This is a genomic window from Glycomyces endophyticus, assembly GCF_039531525.1.
Taxonomy (GTDB): domain Bacteria; phylum Actinomycetota; class Actinomycetes; order Mycobacteriales; family Micromonosporaceae; genus Glycomyces; species Glycomyces endophyticus.
The window spans coordinates 57,690-82,081 of sequence record NZ_BAAAQF010000019.1; the positions used below are offsets into that span (position 1 = coordinate 57,690).

Below are 24,392 nucleotides of genomic sequence, written 5' to 3' on the forward strand. Positions count from 1 at the left end.
GCTCAGGGCCGGGCCCTCGCCCGCCGCTCACTCGTCGTCGGCGGGGTCTTCGAGGAGGCGGATCTCCTCGATGTCGAGGGTGAACTGCATGCGGCGCAGCACGGTGTCGTCGATGCGGCGGTCGCGGCGCAGGCGGATGAGGGTGGCGCGCTTCTCGGCGATGACGGCGAGGCGGAGGCGGTTGTAGTCGCTGCGGAGCTGCGGGGCGGCGTCGGGGGCGTCGTCGTCGGGGTCGGCGCCGAGGACGTCGAGGTGCTCGCGCATCTCGGTCTCCAGGCGGTGCAGGGTGGAGGCGCGGGCGCCCTGCTCGTCGGCGAGGCGCGGAAGGGCTTCGAGTGCGGCGGTGGAGGTCTGGGTGCGGGCGTAGTGGAGCTCCTCCTCGGGTTCGGTGTCCTCGGGCATCCGGGCCCAGCGGATGACCGCCGGGAGGAAGAAGGCGGGCAGGAGCATCACGCAGATGACGCCGAAGGTCGTGAAGACGATGGTGTCGCGGTAGGGGAAGGCCGAACCGGCGTCGATCGCGGTCGGGACGGCGATCGCGATGGCGAGGGAGATCGCGCCGCGGAACCCGGAGAGGCCCGAGACGATGCGGGCGCGGGCGCCCACGCGCAGGAGGCGCTGCTGCGGGCGCCGGTCGAGCAGGCGGATGAAGAACACCGAGGTGAACAGGAATGCGATCCGCACCGCCACGAGCACGAGCGCGATGACCGCGACCATGCCGAGGGCCTGGAGCAGGTCGGCGCCCTCCATGCCCCTGACGGCCGCCTGCGACTCGATGCCGATGAGCACGAACAGGGCGCCGTTGAGCAGGAAGGTCACGAAGCCCCAGGTGGCGAACACCTGCCGCCGGGCGGGCGCGGAGCCGTAGACGGGGCTGGTCTGGGCGACGATGAGGCCGGCCGCGACGGCGGCGAGCACACCGGAGGCGTGGACGAGCTCGGCGAGGAGGTACCCGGTGAAGGGGATGAGGAAGAAGATCGTGGCGGCGGCGAGCGTGTCGGTGATGTGGCGGCGCAGCGCGACCCAGACGAGCGCGGCGGCGACGCCCGCGGCGATGCCGCCGCCGTAGGAGACCAGCAGCTCCCAGCCGATGTGGGCCGGGCTCAGCTCCTCGCCGCTGACGACGACGCCCACGGCGAGGCCGAAGACCACCAGCGCGGTGCCGTCGTTGACCAGGCTCTCGGCGCGCAGGACCATGATCTGGCGACGGGGCAGGTACCGGGCGACGACGTTGACGGCGGTCGCGTCGGTGGGGGCGAGCGCGGCGCCGAGCACCCATGCCGGTCCCCAAGGGACGCCGAAGGCGTGGGCGGTGGCAGCGACGGCCGCGGCCGTGGCGACCACGAGGAGGGTGCTGGTCAGGAAGATCGCGCGCCGGTAGCGGCGGATCTCGCGCAGCGAGGTGTTGAACGCCTCCCACCACAGCAGCGCGGGCAGGAACAGCAGCAGGACCACTTCGGAGGGGAGTTCGAGGGCGCCGAAGGTGGGGAGGAGGCCGAGGAGCACGCCGGCGGCGAGCTGGAGCACGGGCGCGGCGATCCCGGTGCGCTGCGCGCCGACGCGGCAGGCGACCAGGACCGCGCCGATGACGACGATGAGTTCGAGGCCCAGCATGTGCGTATCCTGCCGCAGGTTCGGCGGGTGCGGGCGGGTTCGCGCGCGGGGCCGTATCTTTGATCCGGCCGTCGATACGAGTGGAGGACGTGCGGAGATGGGCGATGCGATCGAGGAGTTCGAGCGCCAGGAGGCCGAGCTGGTGTTCGGCTCGTTCGACCACGGGGCCGCGTGGCGGCTGGGGTCGCGGATCACGGCGATCGCGCAGGAGGCCGGGCACGGGGTGGGGATCGACATCCGCCGTCCGGGTCTGATCCTGTTCCGGGCGGCGCTGCCGGGGAGCACGCCGGACCAGGAGTCGTGGATCGCGCGCAAGGCCGCGGTGGTGCTGCGCAAGGAGCACAGCTCGGCGCTGGTGAAGGAGCAGCTGGCCGCGAAGGGCGTCTCGCCCGCCGAGGCCGGGATGGACCCGGCCGAGTACGCGGTCACCGGCGGGTCGTTCCCGATCCGGGTGCGCGGCGTCGGGGTGGTCGCGGCGGTGACGGCCTCGGGGTTGGCGTCGCTGGAGGACCACGCGCTCGTCGTCGCGGGCATCCGCGCCTACCTGGAAGAGGACGCCTAGGTCACAGGCTCACTCAAAAATCACTACAAACCGCCTGTAACAGGGCGGTTTTTTCATGCCCTTGAACTCGAAATCAAGATAATTAAGATTCTCGAGTTGACTTCTTAAGATTCTCAAGCTACAAATGAAGGACGAACATCGTCGAGGAAGAAGGGGCCGGGATGGACTGGCAGGAGTTGACCGATCTGACGCGCGGCCAGGAGTTCACCGTCGAGCGCGTCCGGCTCGTGGAGAGCGGGATCGCGGTCGAAGGGGAGTTCGAGCCGCCGCAGCTCGCGCAGCTCGGCGCCGACGACCAGGTGTTCGTCGCCGCGTTCGTCAGGTCGCACGGGTCCATCAAGGAGATGGAGCGGATCTTCGGGGTCAGCTACCCGACGGTCAAGGCCCGCCTCAACCGGATCGCCGGCCGACTCGACTTCGTCGACACCGACCCCGCCCCGACCGGCGCCGACGTCATCGAGCGCCTGCGCCAAGGGGACATCAGCGTCGACGAGGCGCTGGCGGAACTTGAGAGGTCCCGATGATCCCCCAGCTGGTGACGGCGCGCTGGCGCCGCCCCGACGGCCGTGTCAGGCGGCTCTTCCTCCCCGTGGTCCCCATCGTGCTGCTGCTGTCGCCGCTGCTCGTGCTCGCCGTGATCGGCGGGGTGGTCGCCTGCCTGATGTTCGACATGCCGCCCTTCAAAACACTCGCCGGCGTGGGGCGCGTCTTCTGGGCGCTGCCGGGCGCCCGCTTCGAGATCGAGCAGGGCCGCACCGCCGTGGTCGTCTCCGTCAGATGAAAAGGAAACCGGGAACCATGAGCGAACAGCGACGCCAGATCCTCCAGATGCTGGCAGAAGGCAAGATCACCGCCGACGAGGCCGAGCGCCTCCTCACGGCCGTCGAGACCGAGGAGCCCGACGCGGCGCCCGCGGCCCGCGGCGGGAAGCGGCCGAAGTTCCTGCGCCTGGTCGTGGACGCGAACGACGAGTACAGCGGCGAGACCAAGGTCAACATCCGCGTGCCGCTCAAGCTGCTCCGCGCCGGAGTCAAGCTCGCGGTCTTCGTGCCGCCGCAGGCCCTCGAGCGCGCCAACCAGGAGCTCGTCAAGCAGGGCGTGCCGGTCGACCTGACCGAGATCAAGCCGAACCAGCTCGAAGACCTCGTCGACGCCCTCGACGACCTCACCCTGGACGTCGACCAGACGGACACCAAGGTGCGCATCTACTGCGAGTAGGCCGTGCTCGATCTCGGCCTGCTGCTCACCCTCTACCCACCAGTGAAGCGAGAAGACATGAACACCCCTGTGCCACCGGCGATCCGGATCAAGGGCATTGAGAAGTCCTACAAGGACCTGCACGTGCTCAAGGGGGTCGACCTCGACGTCGCCCGCGGCAGCATCTACGCGCTGCTCGGGTCCAACGGCGCCGGCAAGACCACCCTCGTGCGGATCCTCGCGACCCTCCTCAAGGCGGACGGGGGCACGGCGACCGTCAACGGCTTCGACGTCGCCGCCGATCCCGCCCGGGTCCGCGAGTCCATCAGCCTGACCGGCCAGTTCGCCGCGGTCGACGAGATCCTCACCGGCCACGAGAACCTGGTCATGATCGCCAGGCTCCGGCAGGTGAAGGAGCCCAAGCGGATCGCCGACGGGCTGCTGGAGCGCTTCGGCCTCGCCGACGCGGGCCGGCGGCGCGTGGCGACGTACTCCGGCGGCATGCGCCGCCGCCTCGACATCGCCATGAGCCTCATCGGCGAGCCGCCGGTGATCTTCCTCGACGAGCCCACCACCGGGCTCGACCCGGAGGCCCGCATCGAGGTCTGGAACGTCGTCCAGGACCTCGCCGACGGCGGGACCACGGTCCTGCTCACCACCCAGTACCTCGACGAGGCCGAGAAGCTCGCCGACCGCATCGCGATCCTCCACCAGGGCACCATCATCGTCGACGGCACGCTCGCCGAGCTGCGCACGCTGCTGCCCTCGGCCACAGTGGAGTACGTGGAGCGGCAGCCCACCCTGGAGGAGGTCTTCCTCGCGATCGTCGGCGACAAGTCCCCCGCGAACGGCAAGGAGGAGACGCGATGAGCGCCCACACCTTCAGCGACGCCAACGTCATGCTCGGGCGCTCGATGCGCCACGTCTTCCGAAGCCTGGACACCATCCTCACCGTCACGATCACCCCGATCGCGATGATGCTGCTGTTCACGTACGTGCTCGGCGGCGCCATCGACGCGGGCACCGACAACTACGTCAACTACCTGATGCCCGGCATCCTGCTCATCTCGATCGCCAGCGGCATCGCGTACACGGCCTACCGGCTCTACAGCGACCTCCAGAGCGGCATCTTCGAGCGGTTCCACTCGATGCCGATCGCCCGCTCCTCGGTCCTGTGGGGGCACGTGCTGACCTCGCTGGTGTCCAACATGATCTCGGTGGCCGTCATCGTGGTGGTCTCGCTGGTCATGGGCTTCCGCACCTCCGCGGGCGTCGGCGCCTGGCTGGCGGTGACGGGCATCCTCGTCCTCTTCACGCTGGCGCTGAGCTGGCTGGCGGTGATCGCGGGGCTGGCGGCCACCTCCCCCGACGGCGCCTCCGCGTTCTCCTACCCGCTCATCTTCCTGCCGTTCATCAGCTCGGCATTCGTGCCGACCGACACGATGCCCGCGCCGGTGGAGTGGTTCGCCGAGAACCAGCCGGTCACCTCGATCGTCAACTCGATCCGGGCGCTCTTCGCGGAGCAGCCGGTCGGGAACGACATCTGGATCGCCCTGGCGTGGCTCGTGGGCATCCTGATCGTCGCCTACATCTTCGCGATGGTCACCTACCACAAGAAGATCGCTTGATCCGCAAGGGAAACCAGGCGGGCCGGCCCCATCGGGACCGGCCCGCCGCCTTGTACGGGCGGCAGTTCGCCGATGAGCGCCTCCATGCGGGTCCCGGCTTGAGCTTCGAGAACCCGAGGAGCACCGCGATCCCGCCTCCGTTCTGCCTCGGTTCCGCCTGGAATGAGGCGTCCGCTCCACGAAGGATGGAGGACATGCCGACCGGACCCCCCGGCCGGCCGTCTCTCAGAGGAGCACCACATGACCGAACGACCGCTGCTCTCTCGGCGCCGTCTGCTCCAGGCCGCCGCGCTGGTCCCCGCCAGCGCGATCCCCGTGCTCGCCGTCGCCGCCCCGGCGAGCGCCGCCTACCGGGGCCTCGTCACCCGCGACGAGGTCATGAACCGGGCCCGCAACTGGTTCCTGCGCGACATCCAGTACAACGGCGGCAGCCGGGCCTCCGACATCGAAGGCAGCCACACCTACCGGCAGGACTGCTCCGGCTTCGTCTCGATGGCCTGGCACACCTCCACCCCGGGCCACAGCACCCGGAGCATCCCCGACATCGCCGCCAGGATCGAGTGGAGCGAGCTCAAACCCGGCGACGTCGTCAACTCCTACGACAACCACTGCATGCTGTACCACATGCGCGGCGACGACGGGAACATCTGGATCTACGACCTGGCGACGCCCTCGTCGGACATGCGGCACATCCAGGTCTCCCCCGCCTCGCTGCGGGCTCAGAACTACATCCCGCGGCGGTACCGGAACATCCGCGACAACTGACCGGGCGCCGGCGGCGGGGCCAGGGCCCCCCCCCCGGTCACGCCGCCGAGAAGACGGTGGCGGTCAGGCGCTCCGAGACCTCCCACACGCGCGCGGCCTCGTCCGCGCTGCGCAGCGGCCGATAGAGGGCCTGCTCGGCGGGCGGGCCGCCGAGGTGGCCGGGGCCCTCGGGACCGTAGAGGACGCCGGGTTTCGCGGCGGGGTCGGTGGCGGCCATGAGGGCGGGGAGCGTCGCGGACTCGACGGTGCCGAGGAGGATGCCGCGCTTGGAGAGTGCGCGGATGAGGCGCACCCCCGCGGTGTCGCTGGTGCGGCCGATCTCGGGCCGGGCGGCGAGGAGGCTGGTGGGGGCGACGCCGGGGTGGGAGAGGTTGCTGGTGATCCCCCAGCCGCCGGCCCTGCTGCGGCGGTCGAGTTCGAGGCCGAAGAGGCCGAACGCGATCTTCGACTGCGCGTAGGCGCGCCCGCCGTCGTACCCCCGTTCCCAGTTCAGGTCGTCCCAGTTGATGCGCCCGCGGCGGGCGGCGACACTGACCTGCGAGGTGACGCGGGCGCGCCCCGCTCGCAGCAGCGGCAGGAGGCGGCCGACGAGCGCGAAGTGCCCGAGGTGGTTGGTGCCGAACTGGAGCTCGAAGCCGTCCGCGGTGGTCTGCCGGTCGGGCGGGGTCATCACCCCGGCGTTGTTGACGAGGAGGTCGATCGGGCGGCCCTCGCCGAGCAGGGTCTCCCCCAGCGCGGCGACGGAGTCGAGCGAGGACAGGTCGAGGTCGCGCAGCGAGACGTCGGCCCCGGGCACGCGCTCGCGGATGCTCAGGACCGCGGCCTCGCCCTTGCGCCGGTTGCGCACGGGCATCACGACTTCGGCGCCGGCCGCGGCGAGGCGCTCGGCGATGCCCAGGCCCATCCCGTCGCTCGCACCGGTGACGACGGCGCGCTTCCCGGTCAGGTCGGGGACGGTGATGTCGATCGGTCGACGTGCCATGGTGACGCTCCTCGGTGTCGGGTTCGCCTTGGACCGTAGATCGGCTCGCCGCCCGTATCCAGGACTTCCCGATCCCCGGCTGCCCCGGTCCCCGCGCGCAGGCGTGAGGGTGGGATCGGTGATCCGTGGATGCGGTCGCGGCGAGGCGGTAGAAACGAGGCAGGACCGAGAGAAGAGGGCACACCGTGATCGACCGCGCCGGACTGGCCGAGTTCCTCCGCAGGCGCCGCGAGGCGCTCCAGCCGGAGGACGTGGGCCTTCCGCGCGGCCCGCGCCGCCGCACGAGCGGCTTGCGCCGTGAGGAGGTCGCGGGGCTGTGCCACATGTCGACGGACTACTACTCGCGGCTCGAACGCGAGCGCGGCCCGCAGCCGTCGGCGCAGATGCTCGCCTCGATCGCGCAGGGCCTGCACCTCTCGCTCGACGAGCGCGACCACCTGTTCCGCCTCGCGGGCCAGAACCCACCCGCGCGCGGCGGCGGGGGCGAGCACATCAGCCCGGGTCTGCTGCGCGTCCTCGACCGCCTCGGCGACACGCCCGCGGAGATCGTCACCGAGCTTGGGGAGACGCTGCGCCAGAACGCCCTCGGCGTGGCGCTGAACGGCGACACGACCCGCTACACCGGACCGTCCCGCAGCCTCGGCTACCGGTGGTTCACCGACCCTGAGACGCGGGCCCGGTACGCGCCGCGGGAGCACGCGTTCATGACCCGCATGTACGCCTCGGGGCTGCGCGAGATGGTGACGCTCCGGGGGCCTCGCTCGCGCGCCGCCGAGCTCTGCGAGCTGCTGCTGGCCGAGAGCGAGGAGTTCGAGCGGGCCTGGAACGCGCACGAGATCGGGGTCCGGCCCCGCGACACCAAGCACTTCGTCCATCCCGAGGTCGGGGCGCTGGAACTGGAGTGCCAGCGCCTGGTCGACCCGGGTGAGTCGCACGCGCTCCTGGTGTACACGGCGACGCCTGGCAGCGAGAGTCACGAGAAGTTGTACCTCCTGTCGGTCATCGGGACGCAGGCGCTCGAGTCGTCGCGGCCGACGGAGTCGGAGTAGTCCACGGGGCGATGCGCTGTCGCGCATATTCGAGGTCCTGCTTGTTGCCGGTGTCGAGGGAGGGGGTTCGATCGCGGCCGCCCAGGTCCGGCGTTCGGTCCGGTGTTGGGGTACGTTCCGTCAGGTGAGCGAGTCTTCTGTATCCGAGGTGGCCCGGTGGTTCGCCGAGGCCGAGGCCGTCGTGGTCCTCACCGGCGCCGGGATCTCGACCGAGTCCGGCATCCCGGACTTCCGGGGTCCGCAGGGGGTGTGGACGAAGAACCCGGCGGCCCAGTTCATGTTCACGTACCAGAACTACCTCGCCGACCCCGAGGTGCGGAAGCAGGCGTGGACGGCGCGGCTCGCGAGTCCGGTATGGACCGCCGAGCCCAATGCGGGGCATCGCGCGCTGGTCGACTACGAGGGCACCGGACGGCTCCGCGCGGTCCTCACCCAGAACATCGACGGCCTGCACCAGGCGGCGGGCTCGTCGCCGAACCTGGTCGTGGAGCTGCACGGGACCGCCCGGGAGGTCATGTGCCTCGACTGCGGCGACCGGAACCCGATGCAGGGCACGCTGCCGAGGATCGAAGCGGGCGAGCAGGATCCGGCGTGCCTGCGGTGCGGCGGGATCTTGAAGTCGGCGACCATCTCCTTCGGACAGGAACTCCTGCCGGAGGTCATCGAAGCGGCGGTCGAGGCGACACGCGGTGCGGACCTGTTCGTGGCCATCGGCACCTCGCTCGGCGTCTACCCGGCGGCAGGACTGTGCGATTACGCGATAGCACACGGGACTCGATTGGTCATCCTCAACGGCGAGCCGACGCCGTACGACGAGGACGCCAATGCCGTTCTGCGCCAACCGATCGGCGAGGTGCTGCCGCAACTTGTCGCGGCGGCCGTGTAATTTTTGCGCGAAATTCTTGCGGCCAATATTTGAGGTCGCAACGAGCACTTAAGAAGTAGCCGCTCGTGGCGGTTCTCGTTTGCCCTGCGGACATGGGAGCCTGAATGTCCCACCAGGTACGACGGAGGTGCTCATGGCTGTTCCTTCTGCACTCACGAGCTGGCAGGTCGGTGTCCACCTCGCCGATGGGCGAGAACTCATGGGACTGTCACCCAAACAGCTCGCGGTGATCCTCGGGGTCAGCGAAGGAACGATCCGCAACTGGGAGAAGGGCGTCACCCTGCCCACTTACCCTGAAATGCTCGGGATCGGCAAGACCCTCAACATGGGCGAGGAGATCACCCAGTTCCTGGCTGACATCGCCCGAGACAAGACCAGCCTCAACCTGGAGACCCACCCGCGATATAACGCACTGGGTCTGGCGAAGGCGGAGCTTCACTACGGCTCGATCTGGAAGTGCGAACCGCTGGTTCTTCCTGGCATCGTGCAGACGCGGCAGTACAACTCGCAGGTACTGCAGCCCGCCGAGGGAACCACCGATGCGCAAGCCGAGTTCGGAGCCAACTTCAAGGAGCTTCGCCAGGTCGAACTCAAAGCCCGGACCTCACCTTTCCGTATCAGCATCATCATCGGTTCAAGCGCGCTCTCCGACCTCAAGACAATGAACCGGTCAGACCGACAGGACCAGATCGAGGCGCTGAGAAGCTGGAACGCTCTTCCGCACTGGGACATCCGAGTCATGAACCAATGCAGCGACCTTGGGGGCCCGTTTGAGGTCTACGTGCCCGGGAAAAGTCGTACCGCAGGGCCAGCCTTCGTCTACGCGCAAATCCACGACCGCAGTTGGTGCATCGAGGAGCTCACGCGAGTGGAGAGCTACCATGAGCGCATCAAGAAGAACTGGACGCGCTGCGATGACCTGGAGGCATTCCTCGATGCAGAACGTGACCGCTTGGCGTAAGAGCACTCGCAGCAGCAGCGGCAGCGACGGCAACTGCGTCGAGCTACGACGCTCGTGGCGCAGGAGCACCCGAAGCAACGCTGCGGGAACCAACGAGTGCGTTGAAATCTCCCCCTGTCAGGACACCGGCTTCCACCTTCGGGACTCGAAGCTGGGCGACGCCTCCCCTCTCCTCGATCTGAGTGACCGCGACCTGGCCGCGCTCATCAGCGCGACCGCATAAGCACACCGACCACCGAGCCGGTCGCGCCCAGACGAGCGCGGCCGGTTCGCTTCGTCATGAGTCCGGTGTGACTAGACGCGGGTCCCCGCGCCGGGGTCGGTGGGTGGTGCCGCGATCGGGAAGAGGATCGGGCTGATGAGGTACTGGGTGCGTTCAGGCGTGGCCTCGTTGGCGATGCGGGGTGCGATCGCCTTGCGCATCAGGTCGATCATCGCTTGCAGCTCTTCAGGGCTGAGCCAGACGGCGTGCTGGCGGTACCCGACCTGGTCGGTGATCGGGGCGGCGTCGTCGCGGTCGAGGTAGGCGTCGTACTCGGCGGCAAGGGTCGCCAGGGCGGCCGCGAAACTGCGCCGGTGGTCGTCGCGGGAGAGCGACGCGACCATGTCGGCGTCGATCACGGCGCGGTCCTGGTGCAGCCGGAAGCGGCGCTCGACGGCACCCCGCACCCGACGCTCGGCGGCGACCTCCAGGACGCCGCCGGCCACGAGCAGCTCGACGTGCCGGTAGACCGTGGCCTTGGAGACGTCGGTGATGCGCTCGCACAACTCGGCGGTCGTCAGCTCCCGACCGCCGCGCATCGCATGGATCACCCGCAGCCGCACGGGGTGCGCGAGGAGTTCGAAACCTTCCATCCCGCAATGATCTCACATCATGCTATCGTTCGCATAGATTGAGAAAGGTTGAGATGATGAGCGACCCCGTCCCGACTGACACCGCGAACACCGGCTGGACCCCGCCCGCCTACGCCGACCCGACGCGCTTCACCGAGCAGGCGGTCACCGTCGGGACCGGCCCCTTCGCGGTACCCGGCACCGTGAGCCTCCCGGCCCGCCGCACGCCGGCACCGGCTGTGGTGCTGCTGGGCGGCGGCGGTCCGTTCGACCGCGACGGAACCGCGGGGCCCAACAAACCGCTCAAGGACCTGGCCTGGGGCCTGGCCGGCCGCGGCATCGCAGTGCTGCGCTTCGACAAACCCACCTTCGCCCACCCCGAGTTCGCGGCCGCATCAGACCTGACCATGACCGGCGAATACGTGCCCTACGCCGTCGACGCGGTCGAGCAGCTCGCCGACCGTCCCGAGGTCGACGCCGACCGCGTCTTCCTCCTCGGCCACAGCATGGGCGGCAAAGTCGCGCCGCGGGTCGCCGCGTCCGTGCCGACCGTCGCCGGGCTGGTGATCATGGCCGGCGACACCGAGCCGATGCACCACGCCGCCGTCCGAGTGGTCACTTATCTCGCCGGGACCGTCCCCGACCAGGTGCCGGCCTCGGCCGTCGAGACGATCGCCCGGCAGGCCGCGCTCGTCGACGGTCCCGACCTGACGCCGCAGACCCCTGCCGGGGACCTGCCGTTCGGCCTGCCCGCCCCGTACTGGCTCGAGTTGCGCGACTTCGATCCGGTCGAGGAGGCCGCCGCGCTCGACCAGCCGATGCTCATCGTCCAAGGCGGCCGCGACTACCAGGTCACGGTCGCCGACGACCTGGCCCGATGGCGCTCGGGCCTCGCCGACCGCTCCGGCGTCGATTTCGCGGTGTTCGAGGCCGACGACCACATGTTCTTCTCCGGGACCGGCCCGTCCCTCCCGGACGACTACCTGCTTCCCCAGCATGTCGACCCCGAAGTCGTCGACCACGTCGCCGACTGGATCGACCGCGCCCAGCCCAGATGACGCGGCCCTTGACCACCGCTCGTCGGCTCCCGCTCTAACCTCACGCCGCTCCCTCCCGAGCGGGCGGCACCGTCCGAAGCCGCGCGCCGCCTCATTCCCCGAAGGTCTTGAGCACCATGTCGATCATCAGCTCGACGTCACGGTCCTCCATCGGGCGGCCGGTCATGCCCATGCGGTGGAGCAGGGTGCCGGTGATGACGTCGATGAACAGCAGGATGCGCTGTTCGGACTCGCCGAGGTAGTCGCGCAGCATCGCCAGATAGGGCGCCTGGAAGCGGGTGCTGAGCAGCTCGCGCAGGGCCGGGTCGTTGACCGCGTCGCTGAAGACGCCCGCGAAGGCGGCGCCCACGCCCGGCTCGCCGATCTTGCCCGCGAGCCAGCGGATCGCTCCCGCGAGCGAGGCCGGGCGGTCCTCGGTGAGCTCCGGCATCGGGCTGAAGGCGTCGAGCAGGCAGTCGATGATGAGCGCGCCCTTGGAGGGCCAGCGCCGGTACAGCGTGGTCTTCGCGGTCCCGGCCGCGGCCGCGATGCGGTCCATGGTGGCGCCCGCGTAGCCGAGCTCGTCGACCGTCCTTCGCGTGGCCGCGAAGACGACCGCGTTGAGGTCCGAGCGCGGGCGCCCTGCTGAAGACGTGTTGGTTCCCTGCACTCGGACAGGCTATCCTGAGATTACGCTACTTCGAGTAGCGTATTAGGGAACTGGAGGAGACCATGTCCGAGAAACCCCACCTCGGCGTCCGGCTGCTGGTCAAGGACGCGACCGACTGGGACTCGATCGACACCGCCGGGATCGTCGCCATGCGCGCGAAGGCCGAGAAGCTCCTGGCCTCGCCCCTGCTGCGGTTCGTGACCAAGCGGCCCGACGCCGGCGCCCGGATCGAGGAGTGCCACCTCGACCTGCCCGGCAGGCGGCTTCGCCTGCGCGCGTTCGTGCCCGAGCGGGCGGAGGGCCCGCGGCCGCTGGTGCTGTCGTTCCACGGCGGCGGGTTCATCGGCGGGTCGCCGGAGCAGAACGACTGGGTGAACAGCGGCATGTCGGCCGCACTCGGTGCGGTCGTGGTCGGCGTGGACTACCGGCTCGCGCCCGAGCACCCGCTGCCCGCGCCGGTCGAGGACGGCGTGGACGCGCTCGAAGCGCTCGCGCGGGACCCGTTCGGCTGGGGCGTGGACCCCGAGCGGATCGCGGTGTTCGGCGAGAGCGCGGGCGGCACGATCGCGGCGCTGCTGGCGCTGCGCTCGCGGGAGGAGGGTCCGCGTGTGCGGGCGCAGGTGCTGGTCTACCCCGGTACCGACTGGTCCGCGACGGCCACCGAGTACCCCTCGATGGAGCGGAACGGGCGCAACCCGGGCCTGTCGGTCGAGCGGTTCCGCAAGTGCGCCGATCTGGCACTGGCGCCGGGCGACGACGGTGAGGTCTACTCCCCCGCCAAGTTCGCGGGCCTCGCGGACGCCCCGCCCGCGCTGGTCGTGGTCGGCGGGCTCGATGCGGCGCTCGACCACGGGCGGCGGTACGTCGAGCGCCTGGAGGAGGCCGGCTCGGCCGCGCGGATCATCGTGCACCCCAGGGCGACCCACGGGTACGTGAGCACCCCGGGCCTGGTCCCGGCCGCACGCCCGGCCCGCGAGGCGATCGTGGCGTTCCTGGCCGAGCGGTTGGCAGTGGAGCCCGCACGCCGCTGAGCAGCCTCGCGACCGGCCTCGACTATCCAGCGGGGGTTGCCCGCCCGGCGACTCGCCACCGCTTCCGCCGGCCGGTGGGGCAGGCAACCTCGGCGGCCGTTCCCACCGGCCGATCCGGCGGCCTTCGGCGGCGGCCGCCCCCCGGTGAGCCGTCCGCCGAAGTTCGTCGCGGCCGCTTCCTGCAGGCAACCGGTCTGAGGTCGCGGCAGCCGCTTCGGTAAGCCGCCCGCCGAGCGGCGGCGGCAGGATCAGCACACGTGCGGCGTGCGGATCGCGGGAATGCGATGAATCCGGGACGCTCGGGGCGTCTACTCCTATAGAGACCGGCACCGTCGGTGTGCGCGCGATCGGCGCGCCCGGTTGCCGCGAGCAAAGGAGACGCCCATGCCGACCGCCACTCTCACCGCCGACCTGTTCGTGTCGGCGGACGGCTGGGCCCGAGGCGAGCGTTCGCCCGGGTACTTCGGCTACTTCGGCCCCGAGCTGGGGCGATGGATCGAGGAGGAGTCGGCGCGGCCGCAGCACGTGGTCATGGGCCGCCTCACTTACGAGGCCCTGGACGCCGTGCCCGCCGAGGCCCGCGACGAGGGCTACGAGCAGATGACCCGCCTGCCGACGACGGTGTTCTCGCGGACGCTGTCGTCGGCCGCCTGGCCGGGCGCGGTCGTGGAGTCCCGAGACCTGGTGGAGGCGGTGGGCGAGCTCAAGGAGCGCAGCGAGGTTCCGTTGCGCACCATGGGAAGCCTGTCGCTGGTGAAGCAGCTGCTCAATGCGGGGCTGGTGGACCGGCTGCGGCTCATGACCTTCCCGCTGCTGGTGGGCCCAGGCGGGCGCGAGGCCACGTTCGACGGGGTCGAGGAGGCCGAGCTGGCGCTCGTGGACCACACGGTGCTCGACGGCCGGATCCTGCTCGTGGAGTACGCCCCGACCGGGCGCCCGATCCCGCACTAGCGGGCGAACCAGGCGCGGCGCTACTGGCGCTGTGCCCGGCTCGCGGCCGTTGGACACCGTGGCGGGCCGGGGCGCGGTTCGCGCGCCCCGGCCGGACCGGTCTAGTACTGCTTGGCGACCAGTCGATCCTGTGTGAACACCGTGAAGTTGTTGCCGTTGACGAAGGTGTTGCCCGCGACCTTGAAGTAGACGTTCGACAGGCCCGAGTACGCCAGCGTGCCCGTGAAGTTCTGGCTTCCCTGGTAGCAGGGAGCGGCGATGTTGGGACCGGGAGAGGACATGTAGTGCGTGGCGACGACCGTGCCGTTCGGGTTCGATCCGGTCGAGTTCACGGCGACCGTGAGGGTGGGGAGCGTGTAGCTCGACTGGCGGCACACCGTGATCGAGTACTGGAAGGTGGTGCCGCCGGTGTCGAACTGGACCCAGCCGGTGGCGTAGCCGAGCTGCTGGCCGTTGCCGGTGACCATGATGCTGACGGGGATCTGAGCGCCCCAGGCGGCCTGTGCCGGGGAGGCCGCCATGACCGATCCGAAGCTCAGGGCGAGTGCGGCGATGAAGGCGACGAGCGCGCGCCGGAGAAGGTTGGTTCGCATAAGACTCCTCTGCGGATAACTATCGAACATCATCGATGCGATGCTCCCGAGAAGTCTGTTGCAGTTCGACCACGGAGGGCAATCCTCCGAACGGATGACCTTGCAACTCAACGGTAATGCACGGAAGTCCACACCGGATGCGAGCGAGTCCATCGAGGACGTGGCAGGCGGGAGGGGAGCGACCGCCCGGCGTCCGTGCGCGCGAGTCGAGGCGGCTCCCGTCGCCCCGATCCGCGCGTTCGGCCCTAGATGAACCGCCACAGGTGGTCGGTGGTGCCGTTGTCGTCCCAGAGGACGATCTGGGCGCCGGTGGCGGTGGAGGCGTTCGAGACGCCGAGGACCCGGCCGCCGTTGGCGCACTGGATGCGGAAGGCGTTGCCGCCGCCCCAGCGCAGGCGCCACCGGTGGTCGTTGGTGCCGTTGTCGTCCCACTGCATCGCGCGGGCGCCGTTGGCGGTCGAGGCGTTCTCGACGCCGAGGACCCTGGCACTGTGGGAGTTGCGCAGTTTGAAGTAGCCGCCGGTGTCGAGCACGGCGGTCCAGAGGTGGTCGGCGGTGCCGTTGTCGGTCCACTGGACCGCGAGGCCGCCGTTGACGGTGGACATGTTCTGGATGCCGAGGACCAGGCCGCTGTTGACGTTCTGGATGCGGCGGGCGCCGGCGGGCACGAAGCGCCAGCGGTTGTCGGCGGTGCCGTCGTCGGGGGTCTGGACGGCCTGGGCCCCGGCGGTGGTGGCGGCGTTGAGGATGCCGAGGAGCTTGCCGCTGTGGGAGTTGCGGAGCTTGTGGGTGCCGTCGCCCTGGTCGACCGGGGTCCACAGGTGGTCGGCGGTGCCGTTGTCGGCCCACTGGAGTGCCGGGGCGTTGTCGGCGGTCGACATGTTCTGGACTCCGAGGACCTTGCCGCTGTTGCGGTTGCGGAGTTTCAGGGCGGAGCCGGAGACGAGCAGCTCCCAGTGGTGGTCGGGCGTGCCGGTGTCGTTCCACTGGAGGGCGAGGCCGCCGTCGGCGGTGGACATGTCCTGCACGCCGAGGACGAGGTTCGAGCCCGCGTTGTAGAGCTTGTACGCGGGGGTGTCGGTGCTGCCGCCGCCGGTGTTCCAGTAGACGGTGTAGTTGTGGTTGTGGGCGTCCCAGAAGGGGCCGAGGTTCACGGTGGCGCCGTTGGCGGTCGCGGTGAACGCGAGGGAGGTGGCGCTGGTGCGCTGGATCGACTCGGTCTCCAGGATCGGGAGGGCGGTCAGGGCCGTGGAGCCGTAGTTCCCGGACAGGACCGTGGGGCCGAAGACCGCTGCGGCGACGCCGTCGTTGTCGTTGGCGGGCTCGATCTCCAAGGTCATCGGGAGCTTGAGGGTGACGGTGTCGCCGGAGGCCCAGTTCCTGGTGAGGGTGGCGTAGGTGCCGGGGGTGGTCGCGATGGACTGGACGGCGCCGTTGACGCTGACCGTCGCGCCCTCGGTCCACGCGGGGATGCGCAGGCGCATCGTCCATGAGCCGCCGACCGAGCCGGTGACGGTGAGGGTGGTCGTGTCGCTCACCGGATACGTGGTGGCCTGGGTGACGGTGATGCCGCGCTCGGACCAGGTGAGGGTCGAGGGCGTGTACAGGTTCACGAACAGCGTGGTGCCCGAGTGGAAGTACACGGAGTCCATGAGCTTGGTGAACGTCTCGATCCCGGTGCCCTGGCAGCACCAGAACGAGTTGTAGTCGGTGGACCAGGTGCCGCCGCCCCACGCGGGGCCGACGCCGCGGCGGCCGCCGGGGTTGAGGGGCGTGAAGTAGGTGATGTGCCCGTGGGCGCTGCCGGGGTCCTGCCAGCCGATGAGGTGGTTGAGGAGCGCCCGCTCGTAGAAGTCGAAGTAGGAGGTGTTCTCCGGGGCGAGCTGCCACAGCTCGCGCGTGAGCTTGAGCATGTTGTAGGAGTTGCAGCCCTCGCAGGTGTCGGTGTCCAGGAAGGACGCGATGGCGTTCGGGGGCCGGAAGTGCTCGGCCTCGGAGTTGCCGCCGATGGCGTAGGTGTGGGCGGCGGAGACGATGCTCCAGAAGTTCGCGGCGATGGTGCGGTACCGAGCGGTGCCGGTGGCCTTGTACTCGCGGGCGGCGCCGATCGCCTTGGGCACCTGGGTGTTCGCGTGGAGGCCGTTGAGGGCGTCGGTGCCGTTGGCGAGCGGGTCGAAGACGGCGGCGTGGTCGAAGCGCTGGGCGGCGGTGAGCCAGCGCGCGGTGCCGGTCTGCTGGTAGAGGTCGGTGAGGACGGCGTTCATGCCGCCGAACTCGGTGCGCAGCACGTTCTGCATCTGGGTGGCGGAGAGGCGGGCGGTGCGGGTGTCGACCCAGCCGGCGAGGGCGAGGAGGACGTCGCGGGCCTGGGTGTTCTCGTTCAGGCGCCAGACGTCGAGAAGGCCGGCGAGGGTCTTGTGGATGCAGTAGTAGGGGACGTTGCCGTTGGTGAGGGTGCCGCCTTCGAGGGCGGTGAAGTCGGACTCGGGGAAGCCGGAGAGGTAGCCTGCGGCGAAGCCCGCGGTGGCGTTGTTGTTCTGGCACTTGGCGAGTTCGGCGACCATGGTGTTGGCCTTGTCGCGCGCCGCGGTGTCGCCGAGGACGGCCCAGGCCTGGGCCCAGGCGGTGAGGAAGTGGCCCTGGACGTGGGTGCGGAAGGGGAACGTGGGGGCGTCCCATCCGCCGTTGGCGGCGGCGCCGGCGGTGGAGAGGCGGTGGTTGGCGCGGAAGTTGTAGAGGAGCCGGTTGACGTCGACGTCGCGGAGGTATGAGAGGGTGCGGTTCTGGTTGTCGAGCCAGCGCCCGGCGTTGAGCCGGACGCGGCCGAGGGCGAAGGGCTGGGCGAGGTTGCCGATGTCGGTGCGCACGGGGGCGACGGCGCCGTGGGCGGCGCCGGGTGCGGCCGCGGCGGTCGCGACCGCGGCGGCGCCGGCGGCCTGGAAGAGGCGGCGGCGAGTCACAGGTGAGGACGGCATAGAGTGCTCCTAACTGGAGTATGTGCACGGTCACATTGATATCAATATATTTATCGATAACATCCCTGTCAACCCGCCCCGACCTGGATTTGTTGTCGTCATTGACAAATAGGTGTCCCAGTGATTAACCTGCGGATGTACCCCCGCGGCGAAGGGTTCGAGGCAATGAAACGGCAGTTCTCGGAGGGGAACGCATGATCCAGACGACGGCCATCCGCGACGACCAGGGAGCCCTGCTGGTCTCCACGGCCGAGGTCGCGACCCCCAGGTCGGCGAACTACGCCGACCTGCTGGCGGAGTTCCTGGGCCGCAAGGTCCCCGTCGAGTCGCGGCCCGGCGGCTACCGGCTCGACTTCGGCATCGGCGAGGGCCTGCTCAACTTCGGCCCCGAGTCGCTGTCGCTCATGGTGATCGCCGACGACGGCGCGTCCCTGAGCAACCTCCGGGACGCCCTCGGCGTCCATCTCGAACGCCTCGGCCACCGCGACAACCTCCGCGTCGTCTGGCGCTGAGGCGCGCGATGCGCGGGTGCGGGCCCCGGTGAAGCGGTAGGCTGTTGCGCGGCCGCGGCACGGCGGCCGCGGGCGGGGAGGAGGCCACCGATGGGGGCGAGGCGGAAGCGGGCGATCGGGGCGCACGTGCCGGTCGGCGGCGGACTGGTCAAGACCGGCGTCGCGGAGGCCGAGGCGATCGGCGCCGAGGTGCTTCAGATCTTCCTCGGTTCCCCGCGCGGCTGGGCGCTCCCCAAGGTCGACGAACGGGTCGCCGAGCGGTTCCGCGAGGAGTGCGCCGCGCGCGGGTGGCCCGTCTACGTGCACTCCAGCTACCTCATCAACCTCGCCTCGCCGGACGCCGACGGGGTGAAGCGCTCGGTCGAGCACCTGCGCGCGGCGCTGGCGGCCTCGGCGAAGGTCGGAGCCGCGGGCGTCGTGGTCCACGCCGGCTCCTCCCGCGACGGCGACCGCGCGGGGGCGCTGGGGCGCCTCGCCGCCGTGTACGAATCGGTCCTCGAAGGCGCGCCCGACTCGGTGCGGCTCCTCGTCGAACCGACCGCGGGCGCCTCCAACGCCATGGCGTGGACCTTCGAGAGCACCGCCGAGTACATCGACGCGATCGGCATCCCCGAGGTCGGGCTGTGCCTGGACACCTGCCACCTCCACGCCGCGGGCGAACCGCTCGCCGACCGCAGGAAGCTCAACGCCTCGCTCAAGGTGCTCGACGCGGCCATCGGCCCGAAGCGGGTCGGGCTCGTGCACTACAACGACAGCCGGGACCCCATGGGCTCGCGGCGCGACCGCCACGAGACGCTCGGCGAAGGGGTCCTCGGCGACGACGGACTGCGGTCCGTGGCCGCCGCGCCGCTCCTCAAGGGCGTGCCGCTGGTCTCCGAGACGCCGACCCGCGAGCACGACGTGGCCCACGCCAAGGAGCTCGACCGAACCTAGGCGGCGACCAGCAGCGCCGCGCCGACCCCGGTCATCACCAGCGTCGCGATCTCGAACTGGCGCTGTTCCACCCGCTTGACGACCGCCCGGCCCGCCAGCGCGCCGAGCGCGACGGCCGGCAGCAGGCACCCCGCCAGCAGGGCCGTCCCCCAGTCGATGATGCCCAGGCCGATGCTGAACGGGACCTTGAACAGGTTGACGGCCAGGAAGAACCAGGCCATCGTCCCCAGGAACTGAAGCTTCGTGAAGCCGGCGAGGAACAGGTACAGGACCATGACCGGGCCCGCGGCGTTCGCGAGCATCGTGGCCGCGCCCGCGGCCGTGCCGGTGGCCGCCGACGCGCCGTGGCGCAGCAGCGGCGGCAGCTCGGGGGCCTCCTCCCGGCCGCGGCGGGCGTACTTCATGACGAGCTGGACCGCGAGGAGCACCAGGAGGATCACGCCGATGAACGGGCGCATGGCGCCGTCGTCCACCGCGTCCAGGACCAGGGCCCCGGCGACGACGCCGACCACGGTCCAGGGCGCGAGCCGGGCCAGGATGCGCCACTCCACGTGCCGCGCGTAGTAGCGGATCGCGAAGAGGTCGCCGAGGATGAGGCACAGGAGCATCGCCCCGGTGGACTCCTTCGCGGGCATCACGGCGGCGAACAGCACGATCGCGATCGAGGAGGTGCCGCTGATCCCGGCCTTCGAGAAGCCGACGAGCAGGGCTCCGAACGCCAGCGCGGTCCAGGCGAGGGCGTCGGCGGGCAGGGCGGTCATGGTTCCGCATCCTCGCATGTGCGATCATCCGGCCACCGCGAGAAAGGCACCGCATGACATTGACCACCTGGTACTTCGAGATGCGCGACCGCACGGACCTGGCCCCGGCGAAGGCCCCGGCCGAGGACCTCGCCGTCGTGCGGGCCGAGATCCCGAGCGCCGAGTTCAGCCGGTTCCTGTACACGGCCGTGGGCGGCCGGTGGAACTGGACGGACCGGCTCGCGTGGTCCGAGGAGGAGTGGCGCGGGTACCTGGAGCGGCCCGGGGTCGAGACCTGGGTCGGGTACGTGCGGGGCACGCCGGCGGGGTTCGCGGAGCTCGACGGGAGCCGCGCGGGCGAGGTGGAGCTGGCGTACTTCGGGCTGCTCCCGGCGTTCATCGGCCGCGGCCTGGGCGGGCACCTGCTGTCGGAGGGGATCGCACGGGCCTGGACCCTCGCCGAGCGGTGGCCCGGTCTCGAAGCGCCGCAGCGGGTCTGGGGGCACACGTGCACCGACGACTCCCCCGTGGCGCTCGGCAACTACGAGCGGCGCGGGTTCCGGGTGTACCGGACCGAGGAGCAGTAGCGCCACTCGCAGACTCGTGACCAGAAGTGTATTCTGGTCACGAGTTGAACGGAGGCGGCCATGGCGGTGTCGCAGCGGGCGGATCTCGGACGGCGCGCGGACGCGCTGCTCGACGCGGCGTCGGCCCTGCTTCTGGAGCGGCGCTCGCGCCGGATCAGGATCGAGGAGGTCGCCGCGCGGGCCGGGGTCGGCAAGGGGACCGTGTACCTGCACTGGGCGAGCCGCGACCACCTGCTCCTGGCGGTGGGCGCGCGCGAGGCCGCGGCGATGTGGACCCGGATCGCCGAAGCGGTCGCGGCCGACCCGATCGAGGCCGCGCCGCACCGGTACCTGCGGCGGCACTTCCTGGAGGCGCTGGGGCGCCCGGTCCTCGGACTCGTCTTCGGCGCCGGGCCGGACGAGCTCGAAGCGCTGGCGCGGCACCCGGCCCGCGAGGAGACCGCGGCGGTGAAGGCGGCGACGACCCGTGAGTACCTGGCCGCGCTCGCCGAGCACCGGCTGCTGCGGGCGGGCCTGGACCTCGCCGACGCCGAGTTCGGCATGGAGGCGGTGGCCTACGGGTTCTTCGCTTCCGAGCCGTTCCGGCCCGGCACGGACGCCGGGTACCGCGCCGATCAGCTCGCCGCGGTGGTCCGGCGCGCGTTCGAGCCGGCCCGCGCGCCCTCCCCGGACCGCTACCGCGACGCGGCCCCGCGGGTCGCCGCGGCCTTCACCGGCCTCGCCGCCGCCTTCCGGCGCACCGCGTACGGCGACGCCGACCGATCCACGACCGAAAGGCGCACGGCATGACCGAGGACATCACCGGCATCCACCACATCGGACTCGTGGTCCGCGACATGGAGGCGGCCCTGGAGACCTTCCGGCACCTGGGCTTCCACGTCGGCGCGCCCGCGTACCCGGCGCTGCCGCCGCGGCCGGGCGCCGCGCCCGAGCCGGTGGGGGCCGGGAACACGCACGCGGACTTCCCGCGCAGCTTCATCGAGCTGCTCGCGTTCGCGCCCAAGGACCCTGCGCGGCTGCCCGCCTCCGCGAAGCTGATCCCGCTCCAGGTCCCCGACGACCGGCTCGCGGCCACCCGCGCGGTCGTCAAGCAGACCCTCGGCGGCCTGGCCCGGCGGCTGCGCGAGGGCGAGGGCGCGCACATCCTGGTGTTCGGCACCCGCGACGCGGCCGAGACGGCCGAGCGCCTGGCCGCGGCCGGGGTGCGCACCAGCGGCGCCCTCGGGGCCCAGCGGCCCGTCGCGACCGCCGAGGGGACGCGCCTGGCCGACGTGCGGTTCCTGGAGATCCACGACGCGGCCTCGGCGTCCTTCGGCATGGTCGGCGAGGGCCGGGTGGGCGCGGCCGAGGACGCCCCGGCCGACCTCCTCGACGCCCAGCTGGGCACCGAGCACCCCAACGGCGCGGTCGGCGTGGTGGAGGCGCTCATCTGCGTCGGCAACGACCGCCGCCGGTCCACGATCGAGCGGTACGGGCGCTACCTCGGCCGGGACCCCGTGTCCGAGGGGTCCGCGTCGGTCTTCGCGGCCGGCTCGGGCCGGCTCGTCCTCACCACGCCCCGCGACCTCGCCGAGCGCCTCCCCGGAGCGGTTCCGCGCCAGATACCCGGCGTCGCCGCGTACACCGTGGCGGTCGGGGACCTCGACGACACGGTCGCCTACCTCCGCTCCCGGGGCGTGACGGTCCGCCGGGCCGCCGACGGCCGCCCGTTCCTCCCGGCCACGGCCGCCCACGGCGCGGCGGTGGTGTTCCAGCAGGCGGCGTAGGCGAGCAGGCGAGGTCTGATGTGGACCGGCAGTCGTCCCCTGCGGCGGTCCGGGCGGGCGTCCATCTCGCCGTTCCCTGAAGTTAGCTTTGTTTTCATATACTCGTCCCCACGCCCGACCGCCTTCGGCCCGACCGGAAGGCATGCGACCGAACGGAGCTGGGATGACACGACCCTTCTGCACCGAGGCGTCCGGCCTGCGCCGGGCGCCCCTTCCCTGCGGCCGGGCCGACGTCGGGGAGGCGTCCTAGCCATGGGCGCGGGCATCGACGTCAACCCCGAGGAGCTCCGGACCCACGCCGCGCACCTCCGCGCCCTCCACGGGCGCTTCGCCGCGATCCGCGGGGCGAGCTCCCACATCGCCATGTCGGACGACGCCTACGGGCAGCTCTGCCAGATGCTCCCGCCGATCATGGAGCAGCGCCACCAGGACCAGGACGCGGGCATGGACGCCCTCGCCGAGAACTTCGAGCTGCTCGCGCAGGCCCTCGACGAGTGCGCCGCCGAGTACGAGTCCGCGGACGAGTTCGCGGCCGGCGGCTTCTCCGACCTCCAGTCCGGCGTGCGCGACCCGGGAGCGAGCTGACATGAGCGATCTGATCGCCACCACCGGGCAGATCAAGGAAGGGCAGGCCGGCTACCGCGACGGCGGCACCGGCTTCGCGTTCTACGAGGACTACCAGGGCATCAGCCAGGCCATCGCGTCGGGGAGCTGGATCGACGGCTCGATCGCGGGACTCGGTGCGGCGCTGAACGTCGGCTCGACCCTGATCGACCCCTTCAGCACGCTCCTCGCCATGGGCATCGAATGGGCGATGGAGCAGGTCCAGCCGCTCAAGGAGGCCCTGGACTGGCTCGCGGGCGACCCCGAGACGATCGAGACGATCGCGATGACATGGGACAACATCGCCGGCGAGCTGTTCGCCATCGGCGAGGAGTTCGGCGCCGCACTGGAAGCGGACCTCCCCGGGTGGAACGACGACGCGGCCGCGGCCTACCGCGCGATGGCGGCGGCGAACGTCGACCTCACCGGCGCGTTCGCGGGCACCGCCGCGGGCATGGGCGAGGCGGTGCGCGGCGCCGGGAACCTCGTGGCCATGGTGCGCGAGTTCGTGCGCGGATTCATCGCCGACTGCATCGCGAAGGTGGTGGTCTGGCTCGCCGAAGTGGTCTTCTCCCTCGGCGTGGCCACCCCCATCGTCGCGGCCCAGATGGCCACCGCGGTGGTCAAGTGGGTCGGCCGGATCTTCGGCTGGCTCATGGGCCTGGTGACCTCGATCGAATCCCTCCGTGCCCTCCTCGACGTGTAAGGACCCCTTCATGCGCGCACCCTTCGCCCGCGCCCTCAGGACCGCACTGCTCCTGGGCGCCCTCATCGCGGTCACCGGCCTGCACCGGCGCTCCGGAGGGGACTCCGGCGACAGCCCGGACACCACCACCGGCGGGCCGTCGCGGGCCCGGGTCAGCGCGACGCAGCCGCCCGTCGGAGCCGCCATCCGCAACAACACCGCGGCGGTCCACGACCACCGGCCCGTCCACCAGATCGGACTGGGCCGCCACGTCACGAACCTCAAGCCGGGTAACTCCGCCACCATGCGCAACCCCAATCCGACGACGCGCCCCTACGGCGGCGGCTGGCACTCCAACCACAGCAACCTGAAGGCGAACGGCCTGGAGTCGAACCACGTGCCGCCGCAGCAGATCATGTCGAAGCTGAACCCGCCGTGGACCTACAGCGACGGCAAGCCCTGGACCAAGGGCCACGCGTCGGCCATCGAACTGGACTACGAGGACCACCGCGTCGTCAGCACCACCGGCAGCGGCGCCGACCCGGCGCACCTGAAGAAGCTCGAGGACGTCCTCAACGACCCCACCAAGTCCCGCGAGGACCGGATGGCGGAGGCGCTGCTGCTGGAGCACACCGACATGCAGTCCAAACTGGCCTACCACAACACGCAGATGATGGTCCAGCCCGACTACAGCCCGAACCCGCACAACCGGCCGCTGAAGGACCCGACCAGGTACGACGAGGCCTACCGGGACATGATCCGCACCTGCTACCCCGAGCTCAGGAACCACCCGAAGCTGACCAACGCCTTGGGTCCCATCTGACCTGGCCG

At 70.8% G+C, this 24,392-nt stretch carries 29 protein-coding genes; 22 read left to right on the forward strand and 7 right to left on the reverse strand.

Annotated elements, in window-relative coordinates:
- Positions 1-27: 27 nt before the first annotated feature.
- Positions 28-1,614: a Na+/H+ antiporter gene (locus tag ABD419_RS19745; protein ID WP_344489997.1), complete on the reverse strand. Its 1,587-nt coding sequence runs from the start codon at positions 1,612-1,614 to the stop codon at positions 28-30.
- 97 nt (positions 1,615-1,711) lie between these two features.
- Between ABD419_RS19745 and ABD419_RS19750 the strand changes: the two genes are divergently transcribed.
- The 7 genes from ABD419_RS19750 to ABD419_RS19780 all read left to right on the forward strand — a co-directional run bounded on the left by ABD419_RS19750 (position 1,712) and on the right by ABD419_RS19780 (position 5,766).
- Complete coding sequence (locus ABD419_RS19750) at positions 1,712-2,176, forward strand: heme-degrading domain-containing protein (RefSeq protein ID WP_344490001.1); 465 nt, start codon at positions 1,712-1,714, stop codon at positions 2,174-2,176.
- Positions 2,177-2,337: 161 nt separating this feature from the next.
- On the forward strand, positions 2,338-2,700 hold the full coding sequence (locus ABD419_RS19755; RefSeq protein ID WP_344490004.1) for a DUF2089 domain-containing protein: 363 nt from the start codon (positions 2,338-2,340) through the stop codon (positions 2,698-2,700).
- Positions 2,697-2,957 carry a hypothetical protein gene (locus ABD419_RS19760; protein WP_344490007.1) on the forward strand — a complete coding sequence of 87 codons (261 nt, stop codon included), beginning with the start codon at positions 2,697-2,699 and terminating at the stop codon, positions 2,955-2,957. The genes ABD419_RS19755 and ABD419_RS19760 overlap by 4 nt, the downstream gene beginning before the upstream one ends.
- A 17-nt stretch (positions 2,958-2,974) precedes the next feature.
- Positions 2,975-3,394, forward strand: a complete 420-nt coding sequence (locus ABD419_RS19765) for an SHOCT-like domain-containing protein (protein WP_344490010.1) — start codon at positions 2,975-2,977, stop codon at positions 3,392-3,394.
- A 57-nt stretch (positions 3,395-3,451) separates the two neighbouring features.
- Positions 3,452-4,243, forward strand: coding sequence for an ABC transporter ATP-binding protein (locus ABD419_RS19770; protein ID WP_344490013.1), 792 nt, complete (start codon positions 3,452-3,454; stop codon positions 4,241-4,243).
- The gene (locus tag ABD419_RS19775; RefSeq protein WP_344490016.1) at positions 4,240-5,001 is read left to right on the forward strand and encodes an ABC transporter permease; all 762 of its coding nucleotides are present in this window, start codon (positions 4,240-4,242) and stop codon (positions 4,999-5,001) included. Before ABD419_RS19770 ends, ABD419_RS19775 begins: the two co-directional genes overlap by 4 nt.
- Before the next feature lie 240 nt (positions 5,002-5,241).
- Positions 5,242-5,766, forward strand: coding sequence for an NlpC/P60 family protein (locus ABD419_RS19780; RefSeq protein ID WP_344490019.1), 525 nt, complete (start codon positions 5,242-5,244; stop codon positions 5,764-5,766).
- A gap of 37 nt (positions 5,767-5,803) precedes the next feature.
- Here ABD419_RS19780 and ABD419_RS19785 read toward each other — a convergent pair whose 3' ends face one another.
- Positions 5,804-6,748, reverse strand: coding sequence for an SDR family oxidoreductase (locus ABD419_RS19785; protein ID WP_344490022.1), 945 nt, complete (start codon positions 6,746-6,748; stop codon positions 5,804-5,806).
- Between the two features lie 185 nt (positions 6,749-6,933).
- On the opposite strand from ABD419_RS19785, the gene ABD419_RS19790 reads away from it, so the two are divergent.
- From ABD419_RS19790 to ABD419_RS19805, 4 genes are all read left to right on the forward strand, one after another.
- A complete protein-coding gene (locus tag ABD419_RS19790) occupies positions 6,934-7,797 on the forward strand; it encodes a helix-turn-helix transcriptional regulator (RefSeq protein WP_344490025.1) in 864 nt (287 codons plus the stop codon).
- A 124-nt stretch (positions 7,798-7,921) separates the two neighbouring features.
- Positions 7,922-8,683: an SIR2 family NAD-dependent protein deacylase gene (locus tag ABD419_RS19795; protein ID WP_344490028.1), complete on the forward strand. Its 762-nt coding sequence runs from the start codon at positions 7,922-7,924 to the stop codon at positions 8,681-8,683.
- Between the two features lie 133 nt (positions 8,684-8,816).
- Positions 8,817-9,644, forward strand: coding sequence for a Scr1 family TA system antitoxin-like transcriptional regulator (locus ABD419_RS19800; protein WP_344490031.1), 828 nt, complete (start codon positions 8,817-8,819; stop codon positions 9,642-9,644).
- Entirely contained in the window at positions 9,619-9,867 is a 249-nt protein-coding gene (locus tag ABD419_RS19805; RefSeq protein WP_344490033.1) for a DUF397 domain-containing protein, read from the forward strand. The genes ABD419_RS19800 and ABD419_RS19805 overlap by 26 nt, the downstream gene beginning before the upstream one ends.
- Before the next feature lie 71 nt (positions 9,868-9,938).
- Here the strand turns inward: ABD419_RS19805 and ABD419_RS19810 are convergent, their stop codons facing one another.
- Positions 9,939-10,499 (reverse strand): helix-turn-helix domain-containing protein, encoded by a 561-nt coding sequence (locus tag ABD419_RS19810; RefSeq protein ID WP_344490036.1) that lies wholly within the window; start codon positions 10,497-10,499, stop codon positions 9,939-9,941.
- Positions 10,500-10,555: 56 nt separating this feature from the next.
- Here ABD419_RS19810 and ABD419_RS19815 point away from each other — a divergent pair, with 56 nt between their 5' ends.
- A complete protein-coding gene (locus ABD419_RS19815; RefSeq protein ID WP_344490039.1) occupies positions 10,556-11,536 on the forward strand; it encodes an alpha/beta hydrolase family protein in 981 nt (326 codons plus the stop codon).
- Between the two features lie 91 nt (positions 11,537-11,627).
- On the opposite strand, the gene ABD419_RS19820 is transcribed toward ABD419_RS19815, so the two are convergent.
- The gene (locus tag ABD419_RS19820) at positions 11,628-12,185 is read right to left on the reverse strand and encodes a TetR-like C-terminal domain-containing protein (protein ID WP_344490042.1); all 558 of its coding nucleotides are present in this window, start codon (positions 12,183-12,185) and stop codon (positions 11,628-11,630) included.
- Between the two features lie 62 nt (positions 12,186-12,247).
- Here ABD419_RS19820 and ABD419_RS19825 point away from each other — a divergent pair, with 62 nt between their 5' ends.
- Both ABD419_RS19825 and ABD419_RS19830 read left to right on the forward strand, forming a co-directional pair.
- Positions 12,248-13,216, forward strand: a complete 969-nt coding sequence (locus tag ABD419_RS19825) for an alpha/beta hydrolase (RefSeq protein ID WP_344490045.1) — start codon at positions 12,248-12,250, stop codon at positions 13,214-13,216.
- 384 nt (positions 13,217-13,600) lie between these two features.
- On the forward strand, positions 13,601-14,167 hold the full coding sequence (locus tag ABD419_RS19830) for a dihydrofolate reductase family protein (protein ID WP_344490048.1): 567 nt from the start codon (positions 13,601-13,603) through the stop codon (positions 14,165-14,167).
- A 101-nt stretch (positions 14,168-14,268) separates the two neighbouring features.
- Here ABD419_RS19830 and ABD419_RS19835 read toward each other — a convergent pair whose 3' ends face one another.
- The gene (locus tag ABD419_RS19835; RefSeq protein ID WP_344490051.1) at positions 14,269-14,760 is read right to left on the reverse strand and encodes a hypothetical protein; all 492 of its coding nucleotides are present in this window, start codon (positions 14,758-14,760) and stop codon (positions 14,269-14,271) included.
- A gap of 245 nt (positions 14,761-15,005) precedes the next feature.
- A complete protein-coding gene (locus ABD419_RS19840) occupies positions 15,006-17,735 on the reverse strand; it encodes a beta-L-arabinofuranosidase domain-containing protein (RefSeq protein WP_344490054.1) in 2,730 nt (909 codons plus the stop codon).
- 194 nt (positions 17,736-17,929) lie between these two features.
- On the opposite strand from ABD419_RS19840, the gene ABD419_RS19845 reads away from it, so the two are divergent.
- The gene (locus ABD419_RS19845; RefSeq protein ID WP_344490057.1) at positions 17,930-18,247 is read left to right on the forward strand and encodes a DUF2218 domain-containing protein; all 318 of its coding nucleotides are present in this window, start codon (positions 17,930-17,932) and stop codon (positions 18,245-18,247) included.
- A gap of 90 nt (positions 18,248-18,337) precedes the next feature.
- Positions 18,338-19,180 carry a deoxyribonuclease IV gene (locus ABD419_RS19850; RefSeq protein WP_344490060.1) on the forward strand — a complete coding sequence of 281 codons (843 nt, stop codon included), beginning with the start codon at positions 18,338-18,340 and terminating at the stop codon, positions 19,178-19,180.
- Here ABD419_RS19850 and ABD419_RS19855 read toward each other — a convergent pair.
- Entirely contained in the window at positions 19,177-19,941 is a 765-nt protein-coding gene (locus ABD419_RS19855) for a TSUP family transporter (protein WP_344490063.1), read from the reverse strand. The genes ABD419_RS19850 and ABD419_RS19855 overlap by 4 nt on opposite strands.
- Positions 19,942-19,994: 53 nt before the next feature.
- On the opposite strand from ABD419_RS19855, the gene ABD419_RS19860 reads away from it, so the two are divergent.
- The 6 genes from ABD419_RS19860 to ABD419_RS19885 all read left to right on the forward strand — a co-directional run bounded on the left by ABD419_RS19860 (position 19,995) and on the right by ABD419_RS19885 (position 24,384).
- Entirely contained in the window at positions 19,995-20,507 is a 513-nt protein-coding gene (locus ABD419_RS19860; RefSeq protein WP_344490066.1) for a GNAT family N-acetyltransferase, read from the forward strand.
- Positions 20,508-20,567: 60 nt separating this feature from the next.
- A complete protein-coding gene (locus ABD419_RS19865) occupies positions 20,568-21,296 on the forward strand; it encodes a TetR/AcrR family transcriptional regulator (protein ID WP_344490069.1) in 729 nt (242 codons plus the stop codon).
- Complete coding sequence (locus ABD419_RS19870; protein ID WP_344490072.1) at positions 21,293-22,273, forward strand: VOC family protein; 981 nt, start codon at positions 21,293-21,295, stop codon at positions 22,271-22,273. The genes ABD419_RS19865 and ABD419_RS19870 overlap by 4 nt, the downstream gene beginning before the upstream one ends.
- Before the next feature lie 252 nt (positions 22,274-22,525).
- Positions 22,526-22,858, forward strand: coding sequence for a type VII secretion target (locus tag ABD419_RS19875; protein WP_344490074.1), 333 nt, complete (start codon positions 22,526-22,528; stop codon positions 22,856-22,858).
- A 1-nt stretch (position 22,859) separates the two neighbouring features.
- A complete protein-coding gene (locus ABD419_RS19880) occupies positions 22,860-23,582 on the forward strand; it encodes a hypothetical protein (RefSeq protein WP_344490077.1) in 723 nt (240 codons plus the stop codon).
- A 10-nt stretch (positions 23,583-23,592) separates the two neighbouring features.
- Positions 23,593-24,384 carry a hypothetical protein gene (locus ABD419_RS19885; RefSeq protein WP_344490080.1) on the forward strand — a complete coding sequence of 264 codons (792 nt, stop codon included), beginning with the start codon at positions 23,593-23,595 and terminating at the stop codon, positions 24,382-24,384.
- Positions 24,385-24,392 lie beyond the last annotated feature (8 nt).